Below are 21,125 nucleotides of genomic sequence, written 5' to 3' on the forward strand. Positions count from 1 at the left end.
AGGCTTTCAGCCTTAGCTCTTCAGCAGCTCCGGATAGTGCCGCTCCGTGACATCCGGGTGCGCCCGCATCCTGCCTTTCAACATGTTCATTCCAAACGAGGCCAGCAGGGGGTTCGCCGGATCATCCGTGATTCCCCTCGCTGCCGCCTTCAGCTCCGGCGGCAGCGGCACAGGGTGGATTACCGCGTCGAGCCGCGGAGACCAGAAAAACGGAACGGAGTACCGGTCCACCCCCGGCGGCGGTGCCTGTACCCGGTGGATGGTGGCCGCCAGGTAGCCTTCCGTGGCCACCTCAAGCATTTCGCCGAGGTTCACCACCAGCGCCCCCGGGAGGGGTTCCACCGGAACCCATGCTGCCGCACCTGGCGGCAGGACTTCCAGCCCGCCCACGTCGTCCTGGAGCAGCAGCGTGACGAATCCGTAGTCTGCGTGCGATCCCACGCCCTGGTCTCCAGCGGCCTCCACCACGCCGCCCACATAGTGCACCAGCTTGCCCATCCACGCCGGCGACCCCTGGAACGGTTCGTCGAAGTAGTCCTCAGGAAGCTGCAGGGAAACGGCGATCCCCCTGAGCAGCTCCATCCCCACCAATGACATCAGTTCAGCCCAGGCCATGGCCACGGGGCGAAGCTCGGGGAACGATTCATCGGGCCAGAGGTTGGGGCCCTGCAGCAGCCAGAACGGCTGGTCCTCCGGATAGTCCCTAACGGGCTGCCGCTCGGGCGAGTAGTCGATCTGCTCCCGCGCGTCTGCCTTTCCCTGGGTGACCTCGGTGCCCATGCGGGTGTAGCCGCGGAAGTGTGGTGAAAGCCGGTTGTCCAGTTTCAGGCGCTCCTCGAGCGGAAGGCTGAAGAAGCGCCTGATGGTGTCCAGAAGCTGTTCCGGTTGGCCGGGGGCCGCGCCATAGCCCGTGATCTGGAAGAAGCCCACATTGTGGGTGGCGTACCGCAGCTGCTCGATGAAATCCGCGCTGAAGGACCCGTCGGCCTGCCGCGCCGTGCCCAGGTCCAGAACAGGTATCAGCCCCTGATCGCGTGCCATCCTCGCAGACTAGCACCGGACGCGTTGGCTTTATAGGCTTCCTGGATGGACCCCGACGCACTGCGGAAAGTTTGCCTCTCATTCCCGGGCGCCTACGAGGATTACCCCTTCGGGCCGGAGACCGCTGTCTTCAAGGTGCGCGCCTCCAGTGCCGGCGGTTCCCCGACCCAGGGCAAGGTCTTTGCCTTGTCGTCGATGAGCCCGGACGGCTACGTGAACCTCAAGTGCGAGCCGGGCCTCGCGGTACAGCTCCGTGCCGCGCATCCTGAAATCACGGGGGCCTGGCACATGAACAAAACCCACTGGAACGGTGTGCGGCTGGATGGGGCGCTGCCTGACGACATGGTCAGGGACATGGTGGAGGACTCCTACGACCTTGTGGTGGCAGGCCTGAGCCGGAGGCAGCAGGAGCAGCTGGGATGGGCCCGGCTGAGCGGAGCGGCTGGTACGGAACGTGGCTGAGAAAAGGCCGGCCCGGGGCGGGCTCAACTATCCCGGGATCGGCAGCACCCAGCGCGCCACCGCCCCTGCGGGCTACCCGGAGGTCCTGGAGGAAGCCTTCCTGGGTTGCGGGATGGCGGTGTACCAGCGGGTAGCCGCCGGCATCCTGGGCTGGGAACTGCAGCGTCGGGCGGGGCTCCGCTTCCGTGCCGATTCACCCGTGGCGGCACCGGGGGTGCGGGTGGTCAGCGGCTTCGGTGCCGGGCCTTTCCGGCTGAACGCACCATGCCAGGTGGTGTGGGTTAGGAAACCTGCGCAGGAGCGGATTCCGCAGTCAGCCGGATTTGGCTACGGAACGTTGCCCGGGCATCCCGCCCGGGGCGAGGAATCCTTCGAAGTGGAGATCAACGGGCGCGGGGAGGTGTTCCTGCGGATCCGGGCCTTCAGCAAACCAGCCAACTGGTTCTACGCTGCCGGCGGACTGGTCACCCGTGCTGCACAGCGCCACGTGACGTCCCGGTACATTGAAGGGGCACGCACTCTCGCCTCGGAAGGAATGCCCCCGTGATCTTCATTGTCGTCAAGTTCAAGGTCAAGCCCGACTGGTCGGAGCGCTGGCTCGACCTGGTGGCCGGCTTTACCCAGGCCACGCGGCAGGAACCGGGAAACCTGTGGTTCGACTGGTCCCGCAGCGTGGACGACCCCAACGAGTTCGTCCTGGTGGAAGCTTTCAAGGACGACGCCGCCGGCGACCACGTCAACAGCCCCCACTTCAAGCAGGCCATGGCAGACATGCCGCAGGCCCTGGCAGAAACCCCCAGGATCATCAGCCGCCAGTTCGACGGCGAAGGCTGGGACCGGATGGGCGAACTCACCATCTGAGCCCATCGACTGCTCCGTATCTGGCGTTTTGGCCCTCCTAAACGGCAGTTAGGGAGCAGTCGATAGCATGAAGGCATGTGGATCGGCTGGATCGAATTCGACATCCTCTTGGGCGACGTCCAAAGCCTCAAGGAAAAGCGCTCGGTCATCAGGCCGCTGCTCGCAGAGCTCAGGCGGCGCTTCGATGTCTCCGTCGCCGAGGTGGGGGACCAAGACCAGTACCGGCGTTCGCAGGTGGGCGCCGGGCTGGTGGCGGCTGACCGCGCCCATCTCATTGAGGTGCTGGACGCCGTCGAACGCTTTGTGGCAGCCCGGCCGGAGTTCGAACTGCTCAGTGCGCGGCAGCGTGACCACCATAGCGAGGACTAATCCCCGCCCCCACCCATCGATTGCTGAGTAATTGTCGTTTTCAGGCGTCAAAACGACACCTGCTCAGCAATCGATGGGGGATGTGGATAACTTCTGCGTGTTCCGGTCCATTCTGGTGTCATGGACCGATGAAGACCCCACGCCCCCTGCCGGAGGAGCTCCGCGGCCGCCCGTTCACCCTCGTCGATGCCTCGCTGGCCGGAGTGTCCTCACGCCGCTGGCGGCACAGTTCGATGGAGCGTCTCGGCCGGGGCATCCGGATGGAAATCGCGACGGCGGCACTCCCCTTGAGCGTCCGGGTGCGGCCTTTCATCGAAGTCAACCCGCGATGCGCCGCATCGCATGCAACCGCCGCGGAGCTCCATGGTCTGCCGCAGCGGCGGCAGAACGAAGGGCTCGAGGTCTACCACCTCATCCGGCCCGAAGGCGCAGCGCATCTGGCGCGCCCGCACGTCATCGTCCACCGGATGAAGCTCTTTGAGGACGAGGTGATGATGGTGGACGGACTCCCCGTCACCACCCCTGCGCGCACCTGGCTGGACATGGTGGAGATGTTGGACTCCGCAAGGCCAAAGAAGCCATAGAGCTCATCCGGGCGGGCTCGGATTCGCCCCAGGAAACCCTGCTTCGGCTGGCGCTGATCCGGGCAGGCATGCCCGAACCTGAGCTGAACGTCGCCATCACCGACAACACCGGCCAACGGCACCATGAACCGGATCTGAGCTACCGCACATACCGGATCGGGATCGAATACGAGGGTGAACACCACGGCGAGGAAGGACAGATCGTGCGGGACATTGCCCGCTCGGAGCGCTACACAGCCCTGGGATGGACTGAAATCAGGATCTCCAAGCGCCACATGATGGACGACGGGAAACAGGCCGTCTCCAAGGTCCGCACAGCGCTGGTGCAGGCCGGCTGGCGACCGGGTCGTTAAGCATCGATTGCTCCCCACCGGGACCCGGCCTTCGCAAGCTCAGGCCGGGTCCCTCGCCGGTGTGGGCCCCCGCACCTGCCGTTCTGAGGGTTCAAAACGACAGGTACGGAGCAATCGATGGGTGGGGTGCCTAGCCGAAGTACTTTGGCAGGGTCCCTTCGTGGGCTTCGCGGAGGGCGTCCAGGGACAGGGACTCCACGCCGTTGATCTCCAGGGTGCCGCTGGCCGCATCCACCACGCCGATACGCGTGTGGGCGAAGCCGCGGGCGGTGCACATGTCCGTGAAGCGGACTTCCTCCGAACGGGGGACCCCAACAATGGCGCGGCCCTGGGATTCGGAGAACAGCGCCGTGAACAGGTCCACACCGTCGCGGTCCAGGACGTCCTGCAGGGCAATCCGGGCGCCGACGCCGTAGCGCAGCGAGGACTCCACCAGGGCTGCCGCAAGGCCGCCTTCGGACAGGTCGTGGGCCGAGTCGATCATGCCGTCGCGTGATGCGTTGATCAGGATCTCGCCCAGCGCGCGTTCGGCCTCAAGGTCAACCTTGGGCGGCTGCCCGCCCAGGTGGCCGCGCATGTTCGCCCACTCGGAGCCGTCCAGCTCGGCGCCCGTGGTGCCCAGCAGGTAGATGGCCTGGCCGTCTTCACGCCAGCCCGACGGCGTACGGCGGGCAACGTCGTCGAGCTTGCCCAGGACCGCCACCACGGGGGAGGGGTGGATGGGCGTGGTGCCCGTCTGGTTGTACAGGGACACGTTGCCGCCGGTGACCGGGATGCCCAGCACCATGCAGGCGTCGGACAGGCCGCGGATGGCCTCGGCGAGCTGCCACATGACGTCCGGGTCCTCGGGGGAACCGAAGTTCAGGCAGTCGCTGACGGCCATGGGTACGGCACCCGCGGTGGCCACGTTGCGGTACGCCTCGGCCAGGGCCAGCTGCGCGCCGTGGTACGGGTCGAGGTAGGTGTAGCGGCCGTTGGCGTCGGTGGCGAGGGCCACGCCCAGGCCGGTTTCCTCGTCGACGCGGACCACGCCGGCGTCATCGGGGAATGCCATGGCGGTGTTGCCGCCCACGTAGCGGTCGTACTGGTTGGTGATCCAGTCCTTGGAGCACATGTTCGGCGATGCCACCAGCTCGGTGACGGCCTTGGCCAGTTCTGCGGGGGCAGCGGGCCGGCCGGCGTCCTGGACAGAGCCGGTGAAGGTGTCAGCCTGCACGCGGTCCTGCCACTCGGGGCGGGCGTACGGGCGGTCGTAGACCGGTCCGTCGTGTGCCACGGTGCGGGGATCGACGTCGACGATCACCTCGCCTTCCCATGTGATGATGAGGCGGCCGGTATCGGTCACTTCACCGAGCCAGGAGTACTCCACGGCCCACTTGTCCATGACGGCCTCGAACGCTTCCACGTTCTCCGGGGTTACCACGGCCATCATGCGTTCCTGCGACTCGGACATCAGGATCTCGCCCGGGGTCAGGGTGGGGTCGCGGAGCAGGACGGAAGTCAGCTCAACCTGCATGCCGCCGTCGCCGTTGGAGGCCAGCTCCGACGTGGCGCAGGAGATACCTGCAGCGCCGAGGTCCTGGATGCCTTCAACGAGGGAACCCTTGAACAGTTCAAGGCAGCATTCGATGAGGACCTTCTCGGCGAAGGGGTCGCCCACCTGTACCGCGGGGCGCTTGGACGGCTTGGTGTCGTCGAAGGACTCGGAGGCCAGCACGGAGGCGCCGCCGATCCCGTCGCCGCCGGTGCGGGCACCAAACAGGACCACCTTGTTGCCCTTGCCGGAGGCGTTGGCCAGGCGGATATCCTCGTGCCGCATGACGCCGACAGCCAGTGCGTTCACCAGCGGGTTGCCCTGGTACACGGAGTCGAAGACCATTTCGCCGCCGATGTTGGGCAGGCCCAGGGAGTTGCCGTACCCGCCGATGCCTGCGACGGCGCCGTGCATGACGCGTGCAGTGTCCGGGTGGTCGATGGCGCCGAAGCGCAGCGGGTCCATCACGGCAACGGGGCGGGCGCCCATGGAGATGATGTCGCGGACAATGCCGCCGATGCCGGTGGCCGCGCCCTGGTAGGGCTCAACGAACGACGGCGAGTTGTGCGACTCGATCTTGAAGGTTACGGCCCAGCCGTCCCCAAGGTTGGTCACGCCGGCGTTTTCGCCGATGCCCACCAGCATGTCCTTCTTCATTTCCTCCGTGACCTTCTGGCCGAACTGGCGCAGGTGGTTCTTGGAGGACTTGTAGGAGCAGTGCTCGCTCCACATCACGGAGTACATTGCTAGCTCGGCGCCGGTGGGGCGGCGGCCCAGGACCTTGACGACCTCGTCGAACTCATTCTGCTTCAGGCCCAGTTCGGCCCAGGGGAGCTCGACGTCCGGGGTCTTGGCCGCGTTTTCGACCGTGTCGATGTTGAACTTCTTGGTGGTTTCCGTGGTCACTTGGCGCCTCCCACAATCTTGTTCAGGACGGAGGTGAAGAAACCGAGGCCGTCGGTGTCGGACCCGGCGATACCCGTCTCACGGGACACAACAGTCTCGGGGCCGAAGCCGACCTCCACGGCGTGCTCGGGGTGCGGCATGAGGCCCACCACGTTGCCGGCTGCGTTGGAAATGCCCGCGATATCCCGGCGGGAGCCGTTCGGGTTGAAGCCAACGTAGCGGAACACCACGCGGCCCTCGGCCTCAAGGGCGTCCAGGGTCTTGTCGTCGGCGATGTACTGGCCGTCCTGGTTCTTCAGCGGGATGGTGATCTCCTGGCCCGCTATGTAGTCCAGGGTCCAGGCGGTGTTGCTGTTCTCGACGCGCAGGACCTGGTCGCGGCACATGAACTTCAAGTGGTCGTTCTTGATCATCGAGCCGGGCAGCAGGTGGGATTCGGTGAGGATCTGGAAGCCGTTGCAGATACCGAGCACCGGCAGCTTGGCGTCGGAGTTGGCGGCGTCGATGATCCTGGACATCAGCGGCGCAAAGCGTGCAATGGCTCCGGCACGGAGGTAGTCACCGTAGGAGAACCCGCCGGGAATAACCACGGCGTCCACGTCACCGAGTTCGGTGTCGGCGTGCCAGAGTTCGACGGCGGTGCCGCCGGCTAGGCGGACGGCGCGGGCGGCGTCGCGGTCATCAAGGGTGCCGGGGAACGTGACGACGCCGATCCGGGCGCCGGCGAGCCTGCTGGCCACTGCAGCGTCGCCGGGGGCGTCTCCGATCAGGGGGAGTTCAGTCATGTCAGGCCTCGACGACCTCGACGTTGACGACGTCCTCGATCACGGGGTTGGACAGGAGGGTTTCCGCGGCGTCGCGGGCCTGGGCCAGGATTTCCTCGGTCACCTCGCCGTCGACCGTCAGTTCGAAACGCTTGCCCTGGCGGACAGAGCTGAAGCTGGTGAAGCCCAGGCGGGGGAGAGCGCCGACGATCGCCTTCCCCTGCGGGTCCAGAATCTCGGGCTTGGGCATGACGTCAACAACGATCCGGGGCATCCGGTAACTCCTGTGCGTGAGCTTGGGTAAGGGCGCAGCGGAGTGGTGCCGTCTCACGCCGTTCCGGGTCCGGGGCACGTTGTGTTAGACAGTGACGTCAGGCCGTGAGTTCAGACAATGAGGACGGGCGCTCCGCGAGCTTGCTCGTTCATTCTACCGGCCGAAGGGCCACAGCCTGTATTCGGCCGGTTGCGGCAGGAAGACGGCGGACAGCCTGCCTGCCGGACGGGTGGCGGCGGCGGTTTCCGGCCCCCGTGCTGTGGAGTTGGACGGGCGGCATCACTAGGATTGTTGGATGGCTGAAAATTCGAAATCCGTGCTGTTGCCCGTGGTCGCCGCAGCAGTGTTTGCAGGGCTGGGCCGGATGGTGTTCCAGAAGATTAAGGCCGACCGTTTTGCCCGGGAGAACCGGGTGGCGGGGCCGGTGGATGAGAAGACCCGGCAGTGGATCAGCGACGTGGTCCGTACGCCGCGCCAGTAGCGGCGGAGCGTATTCCGCTGGGTTCAAGGGCGTCCTTCAGGGCGCCCTTTTTCGTGCCCTTTCCCCCTGCGGCAGGAATCCGGCGGGCGGGCGTATGACTGGCGGAAAATTCAGTTTTGTGTCCTATGTCATATTCAGCTATCAGTCTGTACTCTGTGATCGGCGGGTCTCACGAAATGACAAGATCTGTAACTTCGCGTGCCATGCCGTGTCGTTTCGGGCCCCCAACCATGGCTGGGCCGGTACATCGTGAAAGGTTTGCACGTGAGATCTACTGGAAAGAGCCCCATGCGGGGCGGGGGATTCCGGAAGGCAGCGGCGCTTGCCGTGGGCTTGCCGCTACTCCTCACCTCGATGGCCATCACTCCCGCCACCGCGGCGCCGGCCGGGCAGGACAACGCAGTAACAGCCAAGGAGAATGCACCCGCCGACTTCAAGGACGGACGCTACATCGTTGTCCTGGCAGGCGCCGCAGCGGCCGCGTATGAGGGGGAGACGCCCGGACTTGGTGCAACCAAGCCCGAGAAGGGGCGGAAGCTGGACGCAGGCGGACCCAACTACCGGGCCTACGACGCACACCTCCGGAAGCAGCAGCGGGAGGTCGCTGCCAGCCAGGGGGTAACCCCGGGAAAGCAGTTCACCGCTGCCCTCAATGGTTTCACGGCAGAACTGACCGCCGCCCAGGCCATGGAGCTGTCCAAAGACGACCGCGTGCTGGTTGTGGCCCCGGACGTGGAGAACGCCCCGGACTACACCACCACCGACTTCCTCAAGCTGACCGGCCCCGATGGGGCCTGGGCAACCCAGTTCGGCGGCGAAGCGAACGCCGGCAAGGGAGTGGTTGTGGGCGTCATCGACTCCGGCTACGCCCCGGACAACCCCTTCCTGCAGGGGGAACCGGTCCAGCCGCTGACCGGACCTGCCCAGGTGGGCGTGCCCTACCGCACTGCTGAGGGCCGGATCGCCATGCTCAAGGCTGACGGCACCACCTTCGAAGGAGAATGCCAGAAAGGCGAGGGGACGGGAGCCTCCTTCGACGGCTCCCTGTGCAACTCCAAGGTCGTCGGGGCCAGGTACTTCGCCGACACCTTCATGCAGTACGTAGCCCCGGAGAACCGGGCGCCCGAGGAACTCATCTCGCCGGTCGACGTCGGAAGCCACGGAACCCATACCGCCACCACGGCCGCCGGCAACGCCAACGTGGAACAGGTGATCGACGGCGCAAGCTTCGGCAAGAGCTCCGGCGTTGCCCCCGCAGCCAAGGTCTCGGTGTACAAAGTCTGCTGGGAAGACACCAACCCTGACACCGGCGGCTGCTACTCCTCCGCCTCCGTCGAGGCAGTGGAAGCCGCCATCAAGGACGGCGTGGACGTCCTGAACTACTCCATCTCGGGCAATAACAACAACACCACCGACCCCGTGGCCCTGGCGTTCCTCAACGCCGCCGCCGCAGGCGTCTTCGTCTCCGCTTCAGCCGGCAACTCCGGTCCCACGGCGTCCACCGTCAACCACGCCTCGCCGTGGCTGACCACGGTCGCCGCGTCGACGTTCCCCAGCGACCTGCTGGGCACCGTCAAGGTCTCGGACGGATCGCTGTACCGCGGAGCCTCCATCATGAAGTCGGAAGTGGCTGACAAGCCCGTGATTGTTGCGGCGTCAGCGGCAGCGGCCGGGGTGGCCAACGCCAACCTTTGCGGCCCCGGCAGCCTGGATGCGGCCAAGGTGGCAGGCAAGGTTGTTGTCTGCGACCGCGGCGTGGTGGACAGGACTGCCAAGAGCCAGGAGGTGCAGGACAAGGGGGGCGTGGGCATGATCCTGGTGAACCTCACCAGCAGCTCCGAAGATGCCGATAACCACGTGCTGCCCACCGTCCACGTCAACGCGCCCAAGAGCCTTGAACTGAAATCAAAGCTGGAGGCAAACCCCGCGTTGACAGTCAGCCTTGTCAAGGGCGACCTCACGGGCCTGCCGCCGGCGCCTGCGCCCCAGATCGCCGGTTTCTCCTCCCGCGGACCCACCCTCGCCGCCGGCGGCGACCTGCTGAAGCCGGACATTGCGGCTCCGGGCGTGAACGTCCTGGCGGGCGTCTCCACCATCGGTAACGACGGCGACCAGTTCGGCTTCATGTCAGGCACCTCCATGGCTGCCCCGCACATCGCAGGGTTTGGCGCTCTGGTGCTCAGCAAGCAGCCCACCTGGTCTCCCGCCACGGTCAAGTCGGCCATGATGACCACGGCCTACCCGCTGGTCAACGCCGATGGTTCGCCGAACGCTGATCCCTTCCATGGCGGCGCAGGCCACATCGACTCAACCCGCGTCCTGGATCCGGGCCTTGTCTACAACTCGGGCATCAAGGATTGGCTCGGCTACCTCAATGGGCAGGGCGTGGACACCGGCGCACCGCAGGCCGGCACCATCGCCGCCCGGGACCTGAACCTGCCGTCCGTTGCGCTCGGCAGCCTGGTGGGGGAAGTGCAGGTCAAGCGCCAGCTGACCGCGCTCGTTCCGGGTATGTACCGGCCGGAGGTCAACATGCCCGGCTTCAACATCCAGGTGGAGCCGAAATCGCTGAACTTCGCCAAGGCAGGACAGACCCGCGAGGTCACCCTGACCATCAGGAACGCCAGCGCTCCGGTGGGCAAGTTCAGCACGGGCACCCTTACCTGGAAAGGCCCCCGCACGGTCAGTTCGCCCATCGCCATCCGGCCCGTTGATGCACAGATCGCTCCGTCCTTCTCCTTCAGCTCGGCCACGGGCAGCGGGAGCGGCACGATGGAACTGGTGTCAGGTTCGGACAACCCCATCAACGTGGGCGTGGAGGGCCTGGCACCCCTGAGCCAGACCGCCATCACCAAGACACCCGGTGAATACGCTCCCCGGAACGACGACCACAACGCGCTCCTCCGGGTGACGGTACCGCAAGGAGCATCCTTCGCCCGCCTCGGTGTCCAGGCGCAATCGGACGACGTCGACTGGGACATGGTGGTCTACGCACCCAATGGCTCGGGTGGACTGACAGCCACCCAGGTGGCGACGGCTTCCGCCAGTGAGTTCCTGGACCTGGAGTCTCCGCGCGCGGGAACGTACTACCTGGCAGTCAACCTGTACTCCACTCCGGACAACGGACCGGCCAGCGCCTCCGTCCAGGCTGTTACCTTCGCGGGTGACGCCGGCAACCTCACTGTGGAACCGAACCCGATCGTGGCTCCCAACGGAACTGCCACCTCGGCCACTGTGTCCTGGACGGGCCTCTCCGAAGGTGCCTACCTGTCCCGGCTCAGCCTGGGCGGCAACGGCATCAGGACCTGGGTCAACGTCCAGGTGGGAGCTGCGCCTGTTGCCCCTGCCGGGGCTCCGCAGGTGGCGTTCGCAGACGCCGTACCAGCGGTGTAGCGGCCTGACGCTAGAGAAGAAGACAGGATCCCGGGCGCTCAACCGCCCGGGATCCTGTCTTTTGTTTATCCGGCCTTAGCAGGGCCCTTAGGCTCCGCCCGCGCTCCCAAGCAACGCCGCCATGGCATTCCAGCGCGAGATTTCGCAGCCATCCGTGCGCGTGAACACAGAATCAACGGTGCGCCCATGAAAGATGCCCGTGACCACGGCTACCTGGGGCCCGCCGTACTGCTGGGTGCACAGCCGGGGTGGGCCGGGCTTGGGAAAGAAGATGCCCTCGCCGTACTTTTCCACCGCTGCCAGGGCCGCATCAGGGTCCGGCAGGGTGGTGGCCGGCTGGGCGCGGCCGCCGTCGGCCACCAGCCGGAAGACATGTTCGACGGCGGCAGGATCTTCCCGGAGCCTGACGGTCAGGTCGATCACGCCGGAACCGTCCTGGACAGTGCCTCCAGTTCCACGGCCAGCTTCTCCCGGAGGGCAGCCGCTTCCGCAGCGAAGGAGCGCTGGTGCTCCACGTACTCGGCCTTGCCCTGCGGCGTCTCGATGGGAATTGCGGGGTAGCCCCACTCCGCAAGATCGTAAGGGGAAGCCTGCATGTCCATGGCGCGGATCCGCCAGGACAACTCAAAACAGTCCATCACCAGCTCGCTGGGCAGGGCCGGCAGCAGCTTGTACGCCCACTTGTACAGATCCATGTTGGCGTGGAGGCAGCCGGGCTGTTCGAGGTGGCGCTGGGTCTCGCGGCTCGGCGCCAACTCATTCAGCGGGACGGCGTCCGGAGTGTAGAAGCGGAACGCGTCGAAGTGGGTGCAGCGGATCCGGTTGTCCTCCACCACCTTGTCCGTGCCGGCCGGCCCCAACCGCAGCTGCAGGTACTCGTGGCGCAGGTCGAACCTGTCCTGGTGGTACACCATGGCCCATTCGTGCAGCCCGAAGCAGCCGAACTGGGCGGGGCGTGCTGCGGTTCCGCGCAGGATGACGCCCGCAAAGGCGATTGCCTCGCTGCGGTCGGCAAGAAAGGCGTCCCGGTCAAAGGTGACCGCGGTACTCCCTTCCGGCAGCCCCAGGAAGGCAAGCTCGCCGTCGTCGAGCCGGCGGTAGTGCTTCCAGTCAAGGCGCCCAGCCGCTTCCCGGCCCAGCAGGACGTGCCCTGCGCCGGGGTGCCAGCGGCGCAGCTGGCCGGGTTTCTGGGTGTAGTAGGTGAAGAGGAAGTCTTCCACCGGGTGCTTTTTGCCTGCCGACCTGCGGGCCAGGTAGGGGTCCGCGTAGCGGCTGACGCGCAGTTGGTGTGCCTTCTCCAGCGCCTGCCATTCGTCCGCCGCGAGGAGCCTAGGCTCCACCGGCAACACCAAGGACATCCCTTGCAGCATCCCAGCTGCCGATCTCACAGCCATTGGTGCGCGAGAAGGCAGTGTCTACGGGGACACCGTCCACAACTCCCGTCACGGTGGCTTTCTGGGGGCCGCCCCACTGCTGCGTGCAGGCCTGCGCGGTTCCCGGGACGCTGGGGCTCAGCAGCCCCGCGTTTTCTTTCAAGGCGGAGCAGGCTGCATCCGCGGCGGGATGCACGCTCTCGGCAGCGGGGACTCCGTCTGTGCACACCAGGGTGTAGCTGGTCTCGGGTTCTCCCTCTGCGGTGGTCACGATGATGGACAGTTCGGCATTGCCCTGCCCGGGTCCGGAAGGCGCCGCTGAAGGTACCGGGGCGGGGGCGGGGACGGAGGTCTCAGTGTCGGCGGACGGGCTGGCGGATGGGCTCTCCGACGCGGTGGCGGAGGCCGTGGGAGTTGCGGAAGGTTCGCCGGAAGGGCTGCCGCCCCCCTGGTCCGGGGAGCACGCCGGGAGCAGCGTTGCTGCCAGCAGCAGGGCGAGCGCCGTTTTCCTCATGGACCGTGGCCTGTCCGTCATCCCCTTATTCTACTGCCGGTTCTGGTTCTGTCTCCTGGCCGGAGGTAGCCGCAATCAGCCCCATCATGGAGGTGTGCAGTTCCGTGACCTGGGCTCGGGTCAATCCCAGGCGTTCCATCATTGTTCCCGGGACCTTGAGGGCCTCCTGGCGCAGCGCGGCGCCCTTCGTGGTCAGTTCGACGGCGAGGGCGCGCTCGTTGCCGTCCACCCGCCGTCGCGTGATCAGTCCCGCAGCCTCAAGCCGGCGGAGCAGGGGTGAGATGGTGGCCGGTTCCTGGGCAAGGGCGTCGCTGATGTTCCGGACAGTGCGCGGACTCGCCTCCCACAGGCAGAGCATCACCAGGTACTGCGGGTGGGTCAGGTTCAGCCTTTCGAGGACGGGCTTGTAGGCACCCACAACGCTGCGCGCAGCCACCGTCAGGGCGAAGCACAACTGGTGCTCCAGGAGCAGGTCCTCGTCCTGCCCCGGTTCGGTGCCGGTCGCCGTCTCCATGCTCCTCCAATTGTTAGTGCACTAACTGTTAGCGTACACTTCCAGTAGCTATCATGTCAGGTAAGGAGCCGGGTTCATGGGCAAGGGCAACTCTGAAGGCAAGGAAAACGCGTCGCAGCGTTTCATGCGGGCCACAGGAAGGCTGCGGGCCATCTTTGGTCCGGCCAACCGTTCATCCCTTGTCCACGACATGACGGAGGAAAACCGGAGGCTGCTGGCCCAGCGTGAGGCGGAGACCCAGCAGTGGGAGACCGTCACCAGGCCCGATGGCAGCACCTACGTTGTACCCAGGAACCCGGAAGACAAGTCACTCCGCTGAGCGTGCCAATTTGGGGTCCGGGCGGGAGCCTTTTCCGGTCCGCAGGCATAAAATAAGGGCACTGGCTCCAGCATGGAGGCATGGACTCTTTCCCCCGGATAGTCGGGAAGGGGGTGGAAACAGTGGCACATGTAGTCAACAGGTTCATGGGCCTGACCGACAGGCTCCGGTTCTTCTTTGGGCCGGCCGCGCGGCTGGACCCCGATACGCCGGTGGTGCACAGGCACGATGCCTTCGAACAGGCCTCGGAAGAGGAACTCTCGCACTTTGTTGTGGAGACCGATGCTGCCGGCCATCACTACGCCGTACGCCGCGAAGACCTCGAGAAGCAGGGCTGAACCGGTCCCGGTCGCTCCGGCCACCCCCGACAGCAGGACATAAAAAAGCCGGGCCCCTTTCCGAATCGACGGAAAAAGGAGCCCGGCTTTTCGTTGCCGGCTAGCGGCCGGTGCCGCCGTACACGGTGGCTTCGCTTTCGCTGTCCAGGTCAAAGGCCTTGTGGATGACACGGACAGCCTCATCCAGCAGGTCCGCGTGCGTCACCACGGAGATGCGGATCTCGGAGGTGGAGATCATGTTGATGTTGATGCCGGCGTCGGACAGCGCTTTGAAGAACGTTGCTGACACGCCCGGGTGGGAGCGCATGCCCGCCCCGATCAGGGACAGCTTGCCGATCTGCTCGTTGTACTCGATGCTCTCGAACCCGATCTGGTCCTGCGCCGCATGAAGGGCTGCCAGCGCGTCGGCGCCCTCCACGATGGGAAGCGTGAAGGAAATGTCCGTCCGCCCCGTGCCGTGGGTGGAGACGTTCTGCACGATCATGTCGATGTTCGAGTGGGCGTCGGCGATGACCTGGAAGATCGCTGCGGCCTTGCCGGGGATGTCCGGAACGCCAACAACGGTGACCTTGGCTTCGGAACGGTCGTGCGCAACGCCGGAGATGATTGGCTGCTCCAAGGCAACTCCCTCTTGTGTGGTGATCTTGTCTTCGGCGCTGGGGATGACCCACGTGCCTTCGTGCTGGCTGAATGAGGAACGGACATGCAGGGGGACGCCGAACCTGCGGGCGTATTCCACGCAGCGCAGGTGCAGGATCTTGGCTCCGGACGCCGCGAGCTCGAGCATTTCCTCGCTGGAAATCCGCTCGATCTTCTGGGCGGAGGGAGCAACGCGGGGATCAGCCGTGTATATGCCGTCCACGTCCGTGTAGATCTCGCAGACGTCCGCTTCCAGTGCGGCAGCCAGTGCCACGGCAGTGGTGTCTGAACCGCCCCGGCCCAGGGTGGTGATCTCGTTGGTGGCCCGGCTCATGCCCTGGAAGCCGGCCACGATTGCGATATTGCCCTTGTCCAGGGCGGTGCGGATCCGGTGGGGGTCGACGTCGATGATCCGGGCCTTGCCGTGGATGCCATCGGTGATCATGCCGGCCTGGGAACCGGTGAAGGACTGGGCGGAGGCGCCCAGTTTGTTGATGGCCATGGCCAGAAGTGCCATGGAGATGCGCTCACCCGCGGACAGCAGCATGTCCATCTCGCGGGCCGGCGCGGAATCCGTCACCTGCGCGGCAAGGTCGAGGAGCTCGTCAGTGGTATCGCCCATGGCCGAGACGACCACCACAACTTCGTTGCCGGCAATCTGTGCGTCCACCACGCGTTTGGCTACCCGCTTGATGCCGTCCGCGTCCGCCACGGAGGATCCGCCGAACTTCTGCACGATGAGCTGCTTTGTCACCGCACGGCCGGCGGGCGGCTCCTGCTGCTGCGTTGCGTTGTGCACTTCGGTAGTGGGCGTACTCATGCGCGTACCTTCACTGAATCAATTGGAGTCCGGCCAGACAGCCGTAACGCTGTGCTGGCCCTGACGCTGGGAACTAACGCCATCCATGGCGCGACTTCTTTTCCCAGTTTATCGCCGCCCGCAGCCCGGGGTTGAATTGTGACCATTTTCAGGCCCGCGATGCGCCGTTGCGGGGCGTGTTTGCTTGCGACAGGTGCAGCCAGGAGTCCCCTGGCAGGGCGCCGGAACCTGTTGTGTTGTGGTATGCCGGTTTGTTGCGCCGTGTCAGGTGGCGCCCGGTCAGGTCAGGGCGTTGCGGCGGCCCTCGAAGGCGCGTCCCAGGGTGACCTCGTCCGCGTATTCCAGGTCTCCGCCCACCGGAAGCCCGGAGGCGAGGCGGGTCACCGTGATCCCGATCGTCTTCAGCATGCGTGCCAGGTACGTGGCGGTGGCCTCACCCTCAAGATTGGGGTCCGTGGCGATGATGACTTCCTGGATGGCGCCGTCGTTAAGCCGGGTCAGCAGCTCGCGGATCCGGAGCTGTTCTGGTCCCACTCCCGCGATGGGATTGATGGCGCCGCCCAGCACGTGGTAGCGGCCCCGGAACGACCGTGTCCGCTCCACGGCCAGAACATCCTTCGATTCCTCGACCACGCAGATCACGGCCGGATCCCGGCGGGGATCCCGGCAAATATTGCAGAGTTCCTGCTCGGTGACGTTGCCGCAGACCGAGCAGAATTTGACCCGTTCCTTGACAGTGGTGATCGCCTCAACCAGCCGCTTCATGTCCTGCGGGTCCGCCTCGAGGATGTGGAACGCGAGCCGTTGGGCGGACTTGGGGCCCACCCCCGGAAGGCGTCCGAGCTCGTCGATCAGCTCCTGGACAGCACCTTCGTACACGTTTCCCTCTTCAGCTTGGTGTGGTTTGCGGGTAAAGCCATGACTTGCAGGTGCGCCCCCGGCATGCCGGGGCCGCGGTCAGTACCGCGGCGCGATGGGGCTTCCGTCCGGGGAACGCTCCTCAATCAGCTTCCCGCCCAGAATACGCTCCACGGCGGCACGTCCGAACACTCCCGACTCTTCGATCGTCTCATCGTCGGCGCTGGGGATGTCCTGGACGTAGGTGGCGGCGGCTGCCACCGCCCTGGCCGGAGCCTTGGCCCGCCCGGCCTCTGCTTCGGGGCTGTTGGACAGGCGCTGGTACAGGCTCTGCCGTGCTTCTGCTGCGGCAGCAGACGACGCCTGCGGAGACTTTGCCGGGGCCGCCTTCGCCGGAGCGGCCGGCGCAGCAGCAGCGGTCACCGAAGCCGCCGGGGCAGATGGTGCCGGGGACGACACTGCCGGCGACGGTGCTGCTGGAGATGGTGCCGCCGGGGCATGAGTGGCGTGTGCCGGCGTGGCAGCAGCGGGGGAGGCTGATGCCATGGCGTACTCGGGCGCGCGCATGTGCTCCGGTGATGAAGGCGCCTGTCCGTAAGGGTCGGCTCCGGGTTGTCCGCTGCCGGGAGACGGGGCAGGTGCCAGGCCCCAGTCGGGTTCAGGACTGGAGCCGGCCTGAGTGACCGGGATGGAGGGCGGCACCTGGGCGGCAGCTGGTTCGTAGTGCGGCGTTGGAGCAGGCGGGTTTGCCGCCTCTTCGGGCCCATCCGCTGAGGCACTCCTGCCCACGTTGCTTTCCTCGCCGACCACCCAGACACCGGGTGCCTGTTCGACTGCGCGGGTCCAGGGATCGTGGGGACTTCCGGAGGCCGACGCCGGATCAGCGCCAGGCCGGCCATTGCCCTGGGCGGTGGTGCCGGAAGCGGAACCCGCCGGAGCGGAACCGACCACTGAGGAACCGGACCTGCTTGGAACACCACCCGTACCCGCACTGCCTGATACCGCACTGCCTGATACCGCACTGCCTGATGCTGCACTGCCTGATACCGCACTTCCTGAACCGGTGCTGTTCGAAGTGGTGCCGGCCGTTGCCGGCGGCCGGGAGTGGGCAGAAGGGTCCCAGTCCATGGGAGGTTCTTCGTCCAGCGGGGGAGCGTCCTCGTCCCTGGCCGGTCCCCAGTCGTCATCAGAATATGAGTAGTCGCCTGCCGGGGCAGCCGCAACGGGAGCCGGGGAGGCATGTGCAGGGGTGGGGACGCGTCCGGGCGCCTGCCCGGGGGCGGACCCGGCACCGCCCTCCGCAAACGGGCTGGCAGGGTTGGCCGAGACGGCCGCCTGATCCGCAGCGGGCTCCGGTGTGGCGGCCCCGGTACGGCCGGCGTTGTCCCTTGCAGCCGCGCCTTCCGTGCGCTGTTGTGCGTCCCGCCCAGGGGTGTGCAGGGCCGCACTGTCCGCGCCGTCCCGACCCGGCAATCCGCCCTGCTGGTTCCCACCACTGGCGCGGCCAGGGGTGCCGGGCTGCTGGACTGAGTCGTCGGGTGACGATGACGGCGCGGGGGCCAGGCCCCACGCGACGTCAGCCGACGTTGCCTGGGCCACCCGGGTGGCGGGCACTTTTGGGTTTGGGTCAGAGCTCGCCTGCGCGCCGCCACCGGCCGACGCAGTGATCTGGCAGTCGATGCCCACGGTTTTGTGGATGGCCTGCCGCAAATTGTCTGAATGGTCTGCCCGGCCGAAGGCGCCGGCAAGCCCGGGCGTGGTGAAGGCGAGGGTCAGGAGGTGGCCGTCGAACGCGGCAACCTGCGCGTTGGGTTCGACGAGCGCCCATGTGCTGCGCTTGATTTTGGACAGCGTTTGCAGGACATCCGGCCAGGCACGGCGCAGGACCTCAACATCGCCCATGGATCCAGCCGCTGCGGCAGCCGCCGGGGCAGGCCTATCCTGCTGGGCAGGGGAGGGCTGTGGCGTGGAAACCGGCGCCGGCCGGTCCGCCGGCTCCTGCCTTGTACCCTGTACCGGGCCCGGGGCTGCCCCGGAAGGGCCACCCTGTGCCTGGCCGGGAGCAGCGGACGCCGGCTCCGCCGTGGCGGGGCGGGGCACGTCGCCGCCGCGGCCGGCGGGAGGGGTGGATGAGGACCTGTTCGCCGCCGGATCCTCTACGGGCCAGTCATTGGTGCTGACGCGCGGTGCGGTCAGCGGGCCGCGGGGTGCACCAGCAGGGGAGGAAACATCCTCTGCCCGGCTGGCAGCATGCGTTGCCGGAGCGGCTGGTGCTGCCGACGCCGAATCAGGAGCCGGCGCGGAAGGCGAAGCCGCTGACGCGCCCGCAGGCGTGCTCGAAGCCCCTGACACTGCAGGCGGTTGCGAGGCGGCGGGCGCGACAGGCGCCGCAGCAGCTGGCGGAGCGGCAGGAACAGCTTGGCCGCCGCCAGAAACCGCCGGGGCAGCAGGAGATTCAGGAACTGCAGCGGCGGGAGCCGGAAGTGCCCCCGCTTGAGGCGCAGGGGAAACATCCGCCGCGGTGCGGGGCGCACCTGGGGCGGCGGGAGCGCCGACGTCGTTCCCGGCGTAGTTCAGCCGGCGTTCCACACGGTCTATCCGGGCGGCCATGCCGCGCTCGTTCTGCTCGGAGCTGGGCAGCAGGATCCTGGCGCACAGCAGCTCAAGGTGCAGCCGCGGGGAGGTGGCGCCGGTCATCTCGGTCAGCGCCGTGTTGGTGACATCTGCTGCCCGCGACAGCTCGGCCGCGCCCAGGTTGTGGGCCTGGTTCTTCAGCCGGGCAATCTGGTCCGCGGGCATGCCGCGAAGTATGGTCTGGGCGCTTTCGGGCATGGCCTGGACAATGATGAGGTCGCGGAAGCGCTCCAGGAGGTCCTCCACGAACCGGCGGGGATCGTGGCCGGTTTGGATGACCCGGTCTACGGCCCGGAAAACGGTGGCGGCGTCGGAAGCGGCCACGGCTTCAACCACGTCATCGAGCAGCGAAGCGTGGGTGTAGCCCAGGAGGGCGACCGCGAGTTCGTAGTCCAGGCCGTTCGGGCCTGCACCCGCCATCAGCTGGTCCAGGACGGAAAGTGAGTCGCGGACGGAACCGCCGCCGGCGCGGATCACCAGTGACAGGACGCCCGGGGCCACCGGAACATTCTCCTGGTTACACAGCAGCTCAAGGTAGGCCATCAGCGGCTCCGGCGGCACAAGCCGGAAGGGGTAGTGGTGCGTGCGGGAGCGGATGGTCCCGATGACCTTGTCCGGTTCCGTGGTGGCGAAGATGAACTTGATGTGTTCCGGTGGTTCTTCAACGATCTTCAGCAGGGCGTTGAAGCCGGCTGACGTGACCATGTGGGCCTCGTCGATGATGAAGATCTTGTAGCGGTCACGCACCGGGGCGTAGGTGGCGCGCTCGCGGAGGTCCCGGGCATCGTCCACACCACCGTGGCTTGCGGCGTCGATCTCGATGACGTCCAGGGAGCCTGAGCCGCCGCGGGCCAGCTCAACGCAGCTGGGGCACGTGCCGCAGGGGGTGTCCGTGGGGCCCTGGGCGCAGTTGAGGCAGCGCGCCAGGATCCGTGCGGACGTGGTTTTGCCGCAGCCCCTTGGCCCCGAGAAAAGGTAGGCGTGGTTGACCCGGTTTTTCCGCAAAGCGGTCATCAACGGCTCGGTGACATGTTCCTGCCCGATAACGTCTGCAAAGGAGTCCGGACGGTACCTGCGGTAGAGGGCGGTAGTAACTGTCACAGAGAAAACCCTACCAATCCGGGCCGACATCCTGCCGCCCTGTGGGGGAATAGTAAAGACCCCCCATGCACCCGCCAGAGCCCATTTACCCTTGCTACCTTCCGGTCCTGGGGGAGTTCAACAGGATGACGCCACATGAGGGGCCGTCAGACACTTTACCCGAACTTGCTGCCCGACTCGAATCGGCCTTCCGTCCGGCGCCAGCCTTCCACCGGCCAGCTCATGAAGGCAGGCTCCTCATACGGATGCGTTGCCCGCACGGCGGCGATGACCCCTTCCAGCAGAGGCGCTTCAACCACGCATTCGATCCTGTCCTCGGCGGCTTCTTCCGGCATGCCGACCCGTCCCAGGTACGGCTCCGCGCCGTCCAGGGGAGTAAAGCGGCCTGTCCCCGCCGTGACGAAGGAACAGTGCGAGTACTTGCCGATTCTGCCTGCTCCGGCATCGCCGATGGCCGCGAGGAGCGCCTCAGTGTGAGTACGGGGGACGTAAACCACCAGTGCATGCAGCTCGTTCATGGCTTCATCCTGCCGGAACCGGGCGGGGGTGGTGGACGAAAATCGTTGCTTATCCCGCCGGCGCCCTTGATCATGGGTATATACACCGATTGGGGCAATCTCAAGGTTGTGAGCTGCGTGGCCTGGCTGAACGGGGCCGGACCCGGCAGCTCAACGGTGTCCGGGGAATGGACGCGTTGGGGGCGTCCATTTCGTGGTTAAAATCGTCCGGGCCGGCGTGAACCCGGCCGGCCGGGAGTCCTCCGTCCGGACCTTACGGCCGTGCAGCCGGGGGTCAATTGGGCGATGCGGAAAAGATCAGGTAATCTAGTATCTGCTTTTGATTCAGAAGCAGCTGGAGAATTCGCCTAGCGGCCTATGGCGCACGCCTGGAACGCGTGTTGGGTTAACGCCCTCGGGGGTTCAAATCCCCCATTCTCCGCCGGTTAAGAACCCGGCTCCGGCACCTGCCGGGGCCGGGTTCTTTTGTTTGTTA

The 21,125-nt window shown here is 66.4% G+C and carries 22 protein-coding genes, 1 tRNA gene and 1 other RNA gene; 11 read left to right on the forward strand and 13 right to left on the reverse strand.

The genetic code is table 11. The features are described from left to right. Nucleotides 1-12: 12 nt before the first annotated feature. Nucleotides 13-1,041 carry an isopenicillin N synthase family dioxygenase gene (locus HTS88_RS18425; RefSeq protein ID WP_174180952.1) on the reverse strand — a complete coding sequence of 343 codons (1,029 nt, stop codon included), beginning with the start codon at nucleotides 1,039-1,041 and terminating at the stop codon, nucleotides 13-15. A 45-nt stretch (nucleotides 1,042-1,086) separates the two neighbouring features. On the opposite strand from HTS88_RS18425, the gene HTS88_RS18430 reads away from it, so the two are divergent. From HTS88_RS18430 to HTS88_RS22250, 6 genes are all read left to right on the forward strand, one after another. After that, on the forward strand, nucleotides 1,087-1,503 hold the full coding sequence (locus tag HTS88_RS18430) for an MmcQ/YjbR family DNA-binding protein (RefSeq protein WP_174180954.1): 417 nt from the start codon (nucleotides 1,087-1,089) through the stop codon (nucleotides 1,501-1,503). Next, nucleotides 1,496-2,050 carry a DUF1990 domain-containing protein gene (locus tag HTS88_RS18435; protein ID WP_174180956.1) on the forward strand — a complete coding sequence of 185 codons (555 nt, stop codon included), beginning with the start codon at nucleotides 1,496-1,498 and terminating at the stop codon, nucleotides 2,048-2,050. Before HTS88_RS18430 ends, HTS88_RS18435 begins: the two co-directional genes overlap by 8 nt. Beyond that, nucleotides 2,047-2,364, forward strand: a complete 318-nt coding sequence (locus HTS88_RS18440; protein ID WP_174180958.1) for an antibiotic biosynthesis monooxygenase — start codon at nucleotides 2,047-2,049, stop codon at nucleotides 2,362-2,364. The genes HTS88_RS18435 and HTS88_RS18440 overlap by 4 nt, the downstream gene beginning before the upstream one ends. A gap of 75 nt (nucleotides 2,365-2,439) precedes the next feature. Next, nucleotides 2,440-2,733 carry a DUF503 domain-containing protein gene (locus HTS88_RS18445; protein WP_174180960.1) on the forward strand — a complete coding sequence of 98 codons (294 nt, stop codon included), beginning with the start codon at nucleotides 2,440-2,442 and terminating at the stop codon, nucleotides 2,731-2,733. Between the two features lie 128 nt (nucleotides 2,734-2,861). After that, nucleotides 2,862-3,317: a hypothetical protein gene (locus HTS88_RS22245; protein ID WP_246256455.1), complete on the forward strand. Its 456-nt coding sequence runs from the start codon at nucleotides 2,862-2,864 to the stop codon at nucleotides 3,315-3,317. Between the two features lie 68 nt (nucleotides 3,318-3,385). After that, nucleotides 3,386-3,670, forward strand: a complete 285-nt coding sequence (locus HTS88_RS22250) for a hypothetical protein (protein ID WP_246256456.1) — start codon at nucleotides 3,386-3,388, stop codon at nucleotides 3,668-3,670. A 130-nt stretch (nucleotides 3,671-3,800) separates the two neighbouring features. Here the strand turns inward: HTS88_RS22250 and purL are convergent, their stop codons facing one another. The 3 genes from purL to purS are packed head-to-tail and all read right to left on the reverse strand — an operon-like array spanning nucleotide 3,801 to nucleotide 7,148. Next, nucleotides 3,801-6,110, reverse strand: coding sequence for a phosphoribosylformylglycinamidine synthase subunit PurL (purL, locus tag HTS88_RS18455; protein WP_174180962.1), 2,310 nt, complete (start codon nucleotides 6,108-6,110; stop codon nucleotides 3,801-3,803). After that, nucleotides 6,107-6,895, reverse strand: a complete 789-nt coding sequence (purQ, locus tag HTS88_RS18460; RefSeq protein WP_174180964.1) for a phosphoribosylformylglycinamidine synthase subunit PurQ — start codon at nucleotides 6,893-6,895, stop codon at nucleotides 6,107-6,109. The genes purL and purQ overlap by 4 nt, the downstream gene beginning before the upstream one ends. A gap of 1 nt (nucleotide 6,896) precedes the next feature. Next, entirely contained in the window at nucleotides 6,897-7,148 is a 252-nt protein-coding gene (gene purS, locus HTS88_RS18465; protein WP_015935902.1) for a phosphoribosylformylglycinamidine synthase subunit PurS, read from the reverse strand. Nucleotides 7,149-7,443: 295 nt separating this feature from the next. Between purS and HTS88_RS18470 the strand changes: the two genes are divergently transcribed. Together HTS88_RS18470 and HTS88_RS18475 are read left to right on the forward strand one after the other, a co-directional pair. After that, nucleotides 7,444-7,629, forward strand: a complete 186-nt coding sequence (locus HTS88_RS18470) for a hypothetical protein (RefSeq protein WP_174180966.1) — start codon at nucleotides 7,444-7,446, stop codon at nucleotides 7,627-7,629. Nucleotides 7,630-7,917: 288 nt separating this feature from the next. After that, nucleotides 7,918-11,022 carry a S8 family serine peptidase gene (locus HTS88_RS18475; protein WP_174180993.1) on the forward strand — a complete coding sequence of 1,035 codons (3,105 nt, stop codon included), beginning with the start codon at nucleotides 7,918-7,920 and terminating at the stop codon, nucleotides 11,020-11,022. Between the two features lie 87 nt (nucleotides 11,023-11,109). On the opposite strand, the gene HTS88_RS18480 is transcribed toward HTS88_RS18475, so the two are convergent. The 4 genes from HTS88_RS18480 to HTS88_RS18495 are packed head-to-tail and all read right to left on the reverse strand — an operon-like array spanning nucleotide 11,110 to nucleotide 13,423. Then, nucleotides 11,110-11,445, reverse strand: a complete 336-nt coding sequence (locus HTS88_RS18480) for a serine protease inhibitor (RefSeq protein ID WP_104188222.1) — start codon at nucleotides 11,443-11,445, stop codon at nucleotides 11,110-11,112. Further along, on the reverse strand, nucleotides 11,442-12,380 hold the full coding sequence (locus HTS88_RS18485; RefSeq protein WP_174180968.1) for a 3-methyladenine DNA glycosylase: 939 nt from the start codon (nucleotides 12,378-12,380) through the stop codon (nucleotides 11,442-11,444). Before HTS88_RS18485 ends, HTS88_RS18480 begins: the two co-directional genes overlap by 4 nt. Then, complete coding sequence (locus HTS88_RS18490; protein ID WP_246256457.1) at nucleotides 12,352-12,930, reverse strand: SSI family serine proteinase inhibitor; 579 nt, start codon at nucleotides 12,928-12,930, stop codon at nucleotides 12,352-12,354. The genes HTS88_RS18485 and HTS88_RS18490 overlap by 29 nt, the downstream gene beginning before the upstream one ends. Before the next feature lie 4 nt (nucleotides 12,931-12,934). Next, a complete protein-coding gene (locus tag HTS88_RS18495; RefSeq protein WP_174180970.1) occupies nucleotides 12,935-13,423 on the reverse strand; it encodes a MarR family winged helix-turn-helix transcriptional regulator in 489 nt (162 codons plus the stop codon). Between the two features lie 76 nt (nucleotides 13,424-13,499). Between HTS88_RS18495 and HTS88_RS18500 the strand changes: the two genes are divergently transcribed. Next, complete coding sequence (locus HTS88_RS18500; protein WP_066273642.1) at nucleotides 13,500-13,742, forward strand: hypothetical protein; 243 nt, start codon at nucleotides 13,500-13,502, stop codon at nucleotides 13,740-13,742. Nucleotides 13,743-13,864: 122 nt separating this feature from the next. After that, nucleotides 13,865-14,080 carry a hypothetical protein gene (locus HTS88_RS18505; protein WP_174180972.1) on the forward strand — a complete coding sequence of 72 codons (216 nt, stop codon included), beginning with the start codon at nucleotides 13,865-13,867 and terminating at the stop codon, nucleotides 14,078-14,080. A 100-nt stretch (nucleotides 14,081-14,180) separates the two neighbouring features. On the opposite strand, the gene HTS88_RS18510 is transcribed toward HTS88_RS18505, so the two are convergent. From HTS88_RS18510 to HTS88_RS18530, 5 genes are all read right to left on the reverse strand, one after another. Next, nucleotides 14,181-15,539: an aspartate kinase gene (locus tag HTS88_RS18510; RefSeq protein ID WP_174180974.1), complete on the reverse strand. Its 1,359-nt coding sequence runs from the start codon at nucleotides 15,537-15,539 to the stop codon at nucleotides 14,181-14,183. Between the two features lie 279 nt (nucleotides 15,540-15,818). Further along, complete coding sequence (gene recR / locus HTS88_RS18515) at nucleotides 15,819-16,418, reverse strand: recombination mediator RecR (protein WP_066273645.1); 600 nt, start codon at nucleotides 16,416-16,418, stop codon at nucleotides 15,819-15,821. A 78-nt stretch (nucleotides 16,419-16,496) separates the two neighbouring features. Continuing rightward, nucleotides 16,497-20,162 carry a DNA polymerase III subunit gamma and tau gene (locus tag HTS88_RS18520; RefSeq protein ID WP_174180976.1) on the reverse strand — a complete coding sequence of 1,222 codons (3,666 nt, stop codon included), beginning with the start codon at nucleotides 20,160-20,162 and terminating at the stop codon, nucleotides 16,497-16,499. 21 nt (nucleotides 20,163-20,183) lie between these two features. After that, nucleotides 20,184-20,280, reverse strand: an RNA gene (gene ffs / locus HTS88_RS18525) — signal recognition particle sRNA small type. A gap of 7 nt (nucleotides 20,281-20,287) precedes the next feature. Beyond that, nucleotides 20,288-20,650, reverse strand: coding sequence for a YqfO family protein (locus HTS88_RS18530; RefSeq protein WP_174180979.1), 363 nt, complete (start codon nucleotides 20,648-20,650; stop codon nucleotides 20,288-20,290). A 336-nt stretch (nucleotides 20,651-20,986) separates the two neighbouring features. Here HTS88_RS18530 and HTS88_RS18535 point away from each other — a divergent pair. Continuing rightward, nucleotides 20,987-21,071 (forward strand) — tRNA-Ser (locus HTS88_RS18535). The last annotated feature ends 54 nt before the right edge of the window (nucleotides 21,072-21,125 follow it).

The sequence above is a fragment of the Pseudarthrobacter oxydans genome (genome assembly GCF_013314975.1).
Classification (GTDB): domain Bacteria; phylum Actinomycetota; class Actinomycetes; order Actinomycetales; family Micrococcaceae; genus Arthrobacter; species Arthrobacter oxydans.

Bases quoted from the DNA above. Each gene is read 5' to 3' on its own strand.
- HTS88_RS18530 (WP_174180979.1), bottom strand. From the start codon at position 20,650: ATGAACGAGCTGCATGCACTGGTGGTTTACGTCCCCCGTACTCACACT.
- HTS88_RS18490 (WP_246256457.1), bottom strand. From the start codon at position 12,930: ATGACGGACAGGCCACGGTCCATGAGGAAAACGGCGCTCGCCCTGCTG.
- HTS88_RS18470 (WP_174180966.1), top strand. From the start codon at position 7,444: ATGGCTGAAAATTCGAAATCCGTGCTGTTGCCCGTGGTCGCCGCAGCA.
- HTS88_RS18445 (WP_174180960.1), top strand. From the start codon at position 2,440: ATGTGGATCGGCTGGATCGAATTCGACATCCTCTTGGGCGACGTCCAA.
- HTS88_RS22245 (WP_246256455.1), top strand. From the start codon at position 2,862: ATGAAGACCCCACGCCCCCTGCCGGAGGAGCTCCGCGGCCGCCCGTTC.
- HTS88_RS18475 (WP_174180993.1), top strand. From the start codon at position 7,918: ATGCGGGGCGGGGGATTCCGGAAGGCAGCGGCGCTTGCCGTGGGCTTG.
- HTS88_RS18510 (WP_174180974.1), bottom strand. From the start codon at position 15,539: ATGAGTACGCCCACTACCGAAGTGCACAACGCAACGCAGCAGCAGGAG.
- purS (WP_015935902.1), bottom strand. From the start codon at position 7,148: ATGCCCCGGATCGTTGTTGACGTCATGCCCAAGCCCGAGATTCTGGAC.
- HTS88_RS22250 (WP_246256456.1), top strand. From the start codon at position 3,386: ATGCCCGAACCTGAGCTGAACGTCGCCATCACCGACAACACCGGCCAA.
- HTS88_RS18430 (WP_174180954.1), top strand. From the start codon at position 1,087: ATGGACCCCGACGCACTGCGGAAAGTTTGCCTCTCATTCCCGGGCGCC.
- HTS88_RS18485 (WP_174180968.1), bottom strand. From the start codon at position 12,380: ATGTCCTTGGTGTTGCCGGTGGAGCCTAGGCTCCTCGCGGCGGACGAA.
- HTS88_RS18500 (WP_066273642.1), top strand. From the start codon at position 13,500: ATGGGCAAGGGCAACTCTGAAGGCAAGGAAAACGCGTCGCAGCGTTTC.
- HTS88_RS18425 (WP_174180952.1), bottom strand. From the start codon at position 1,041: ATGGCACGCGATCAGGGGCTGATACCTGTTCTGGACCTGGGCACGGCG.
- HTS88_RS18495 (WP_174180970.1), bottom strand. From the start codon at position 13,423: ATGGAGACGGCGACCGGCACCGAACCGGGGCAGGACGAGGACCTGCTC.
- HTS88_RS18520 (WP_174180976.1), bottom strand. From the start codon at position 20,162: ATGTCGGCCCGGATTGGTAGGGTTTTCTCTGTGACAGTTACTACCGCC.
- purQ (WP_174180964.1), bottom strand. From the start codon at position 6,895: ATGACTGAACTCCCCCTGATCGGAGACGCCCCCGGCGACGCTGCAGTG.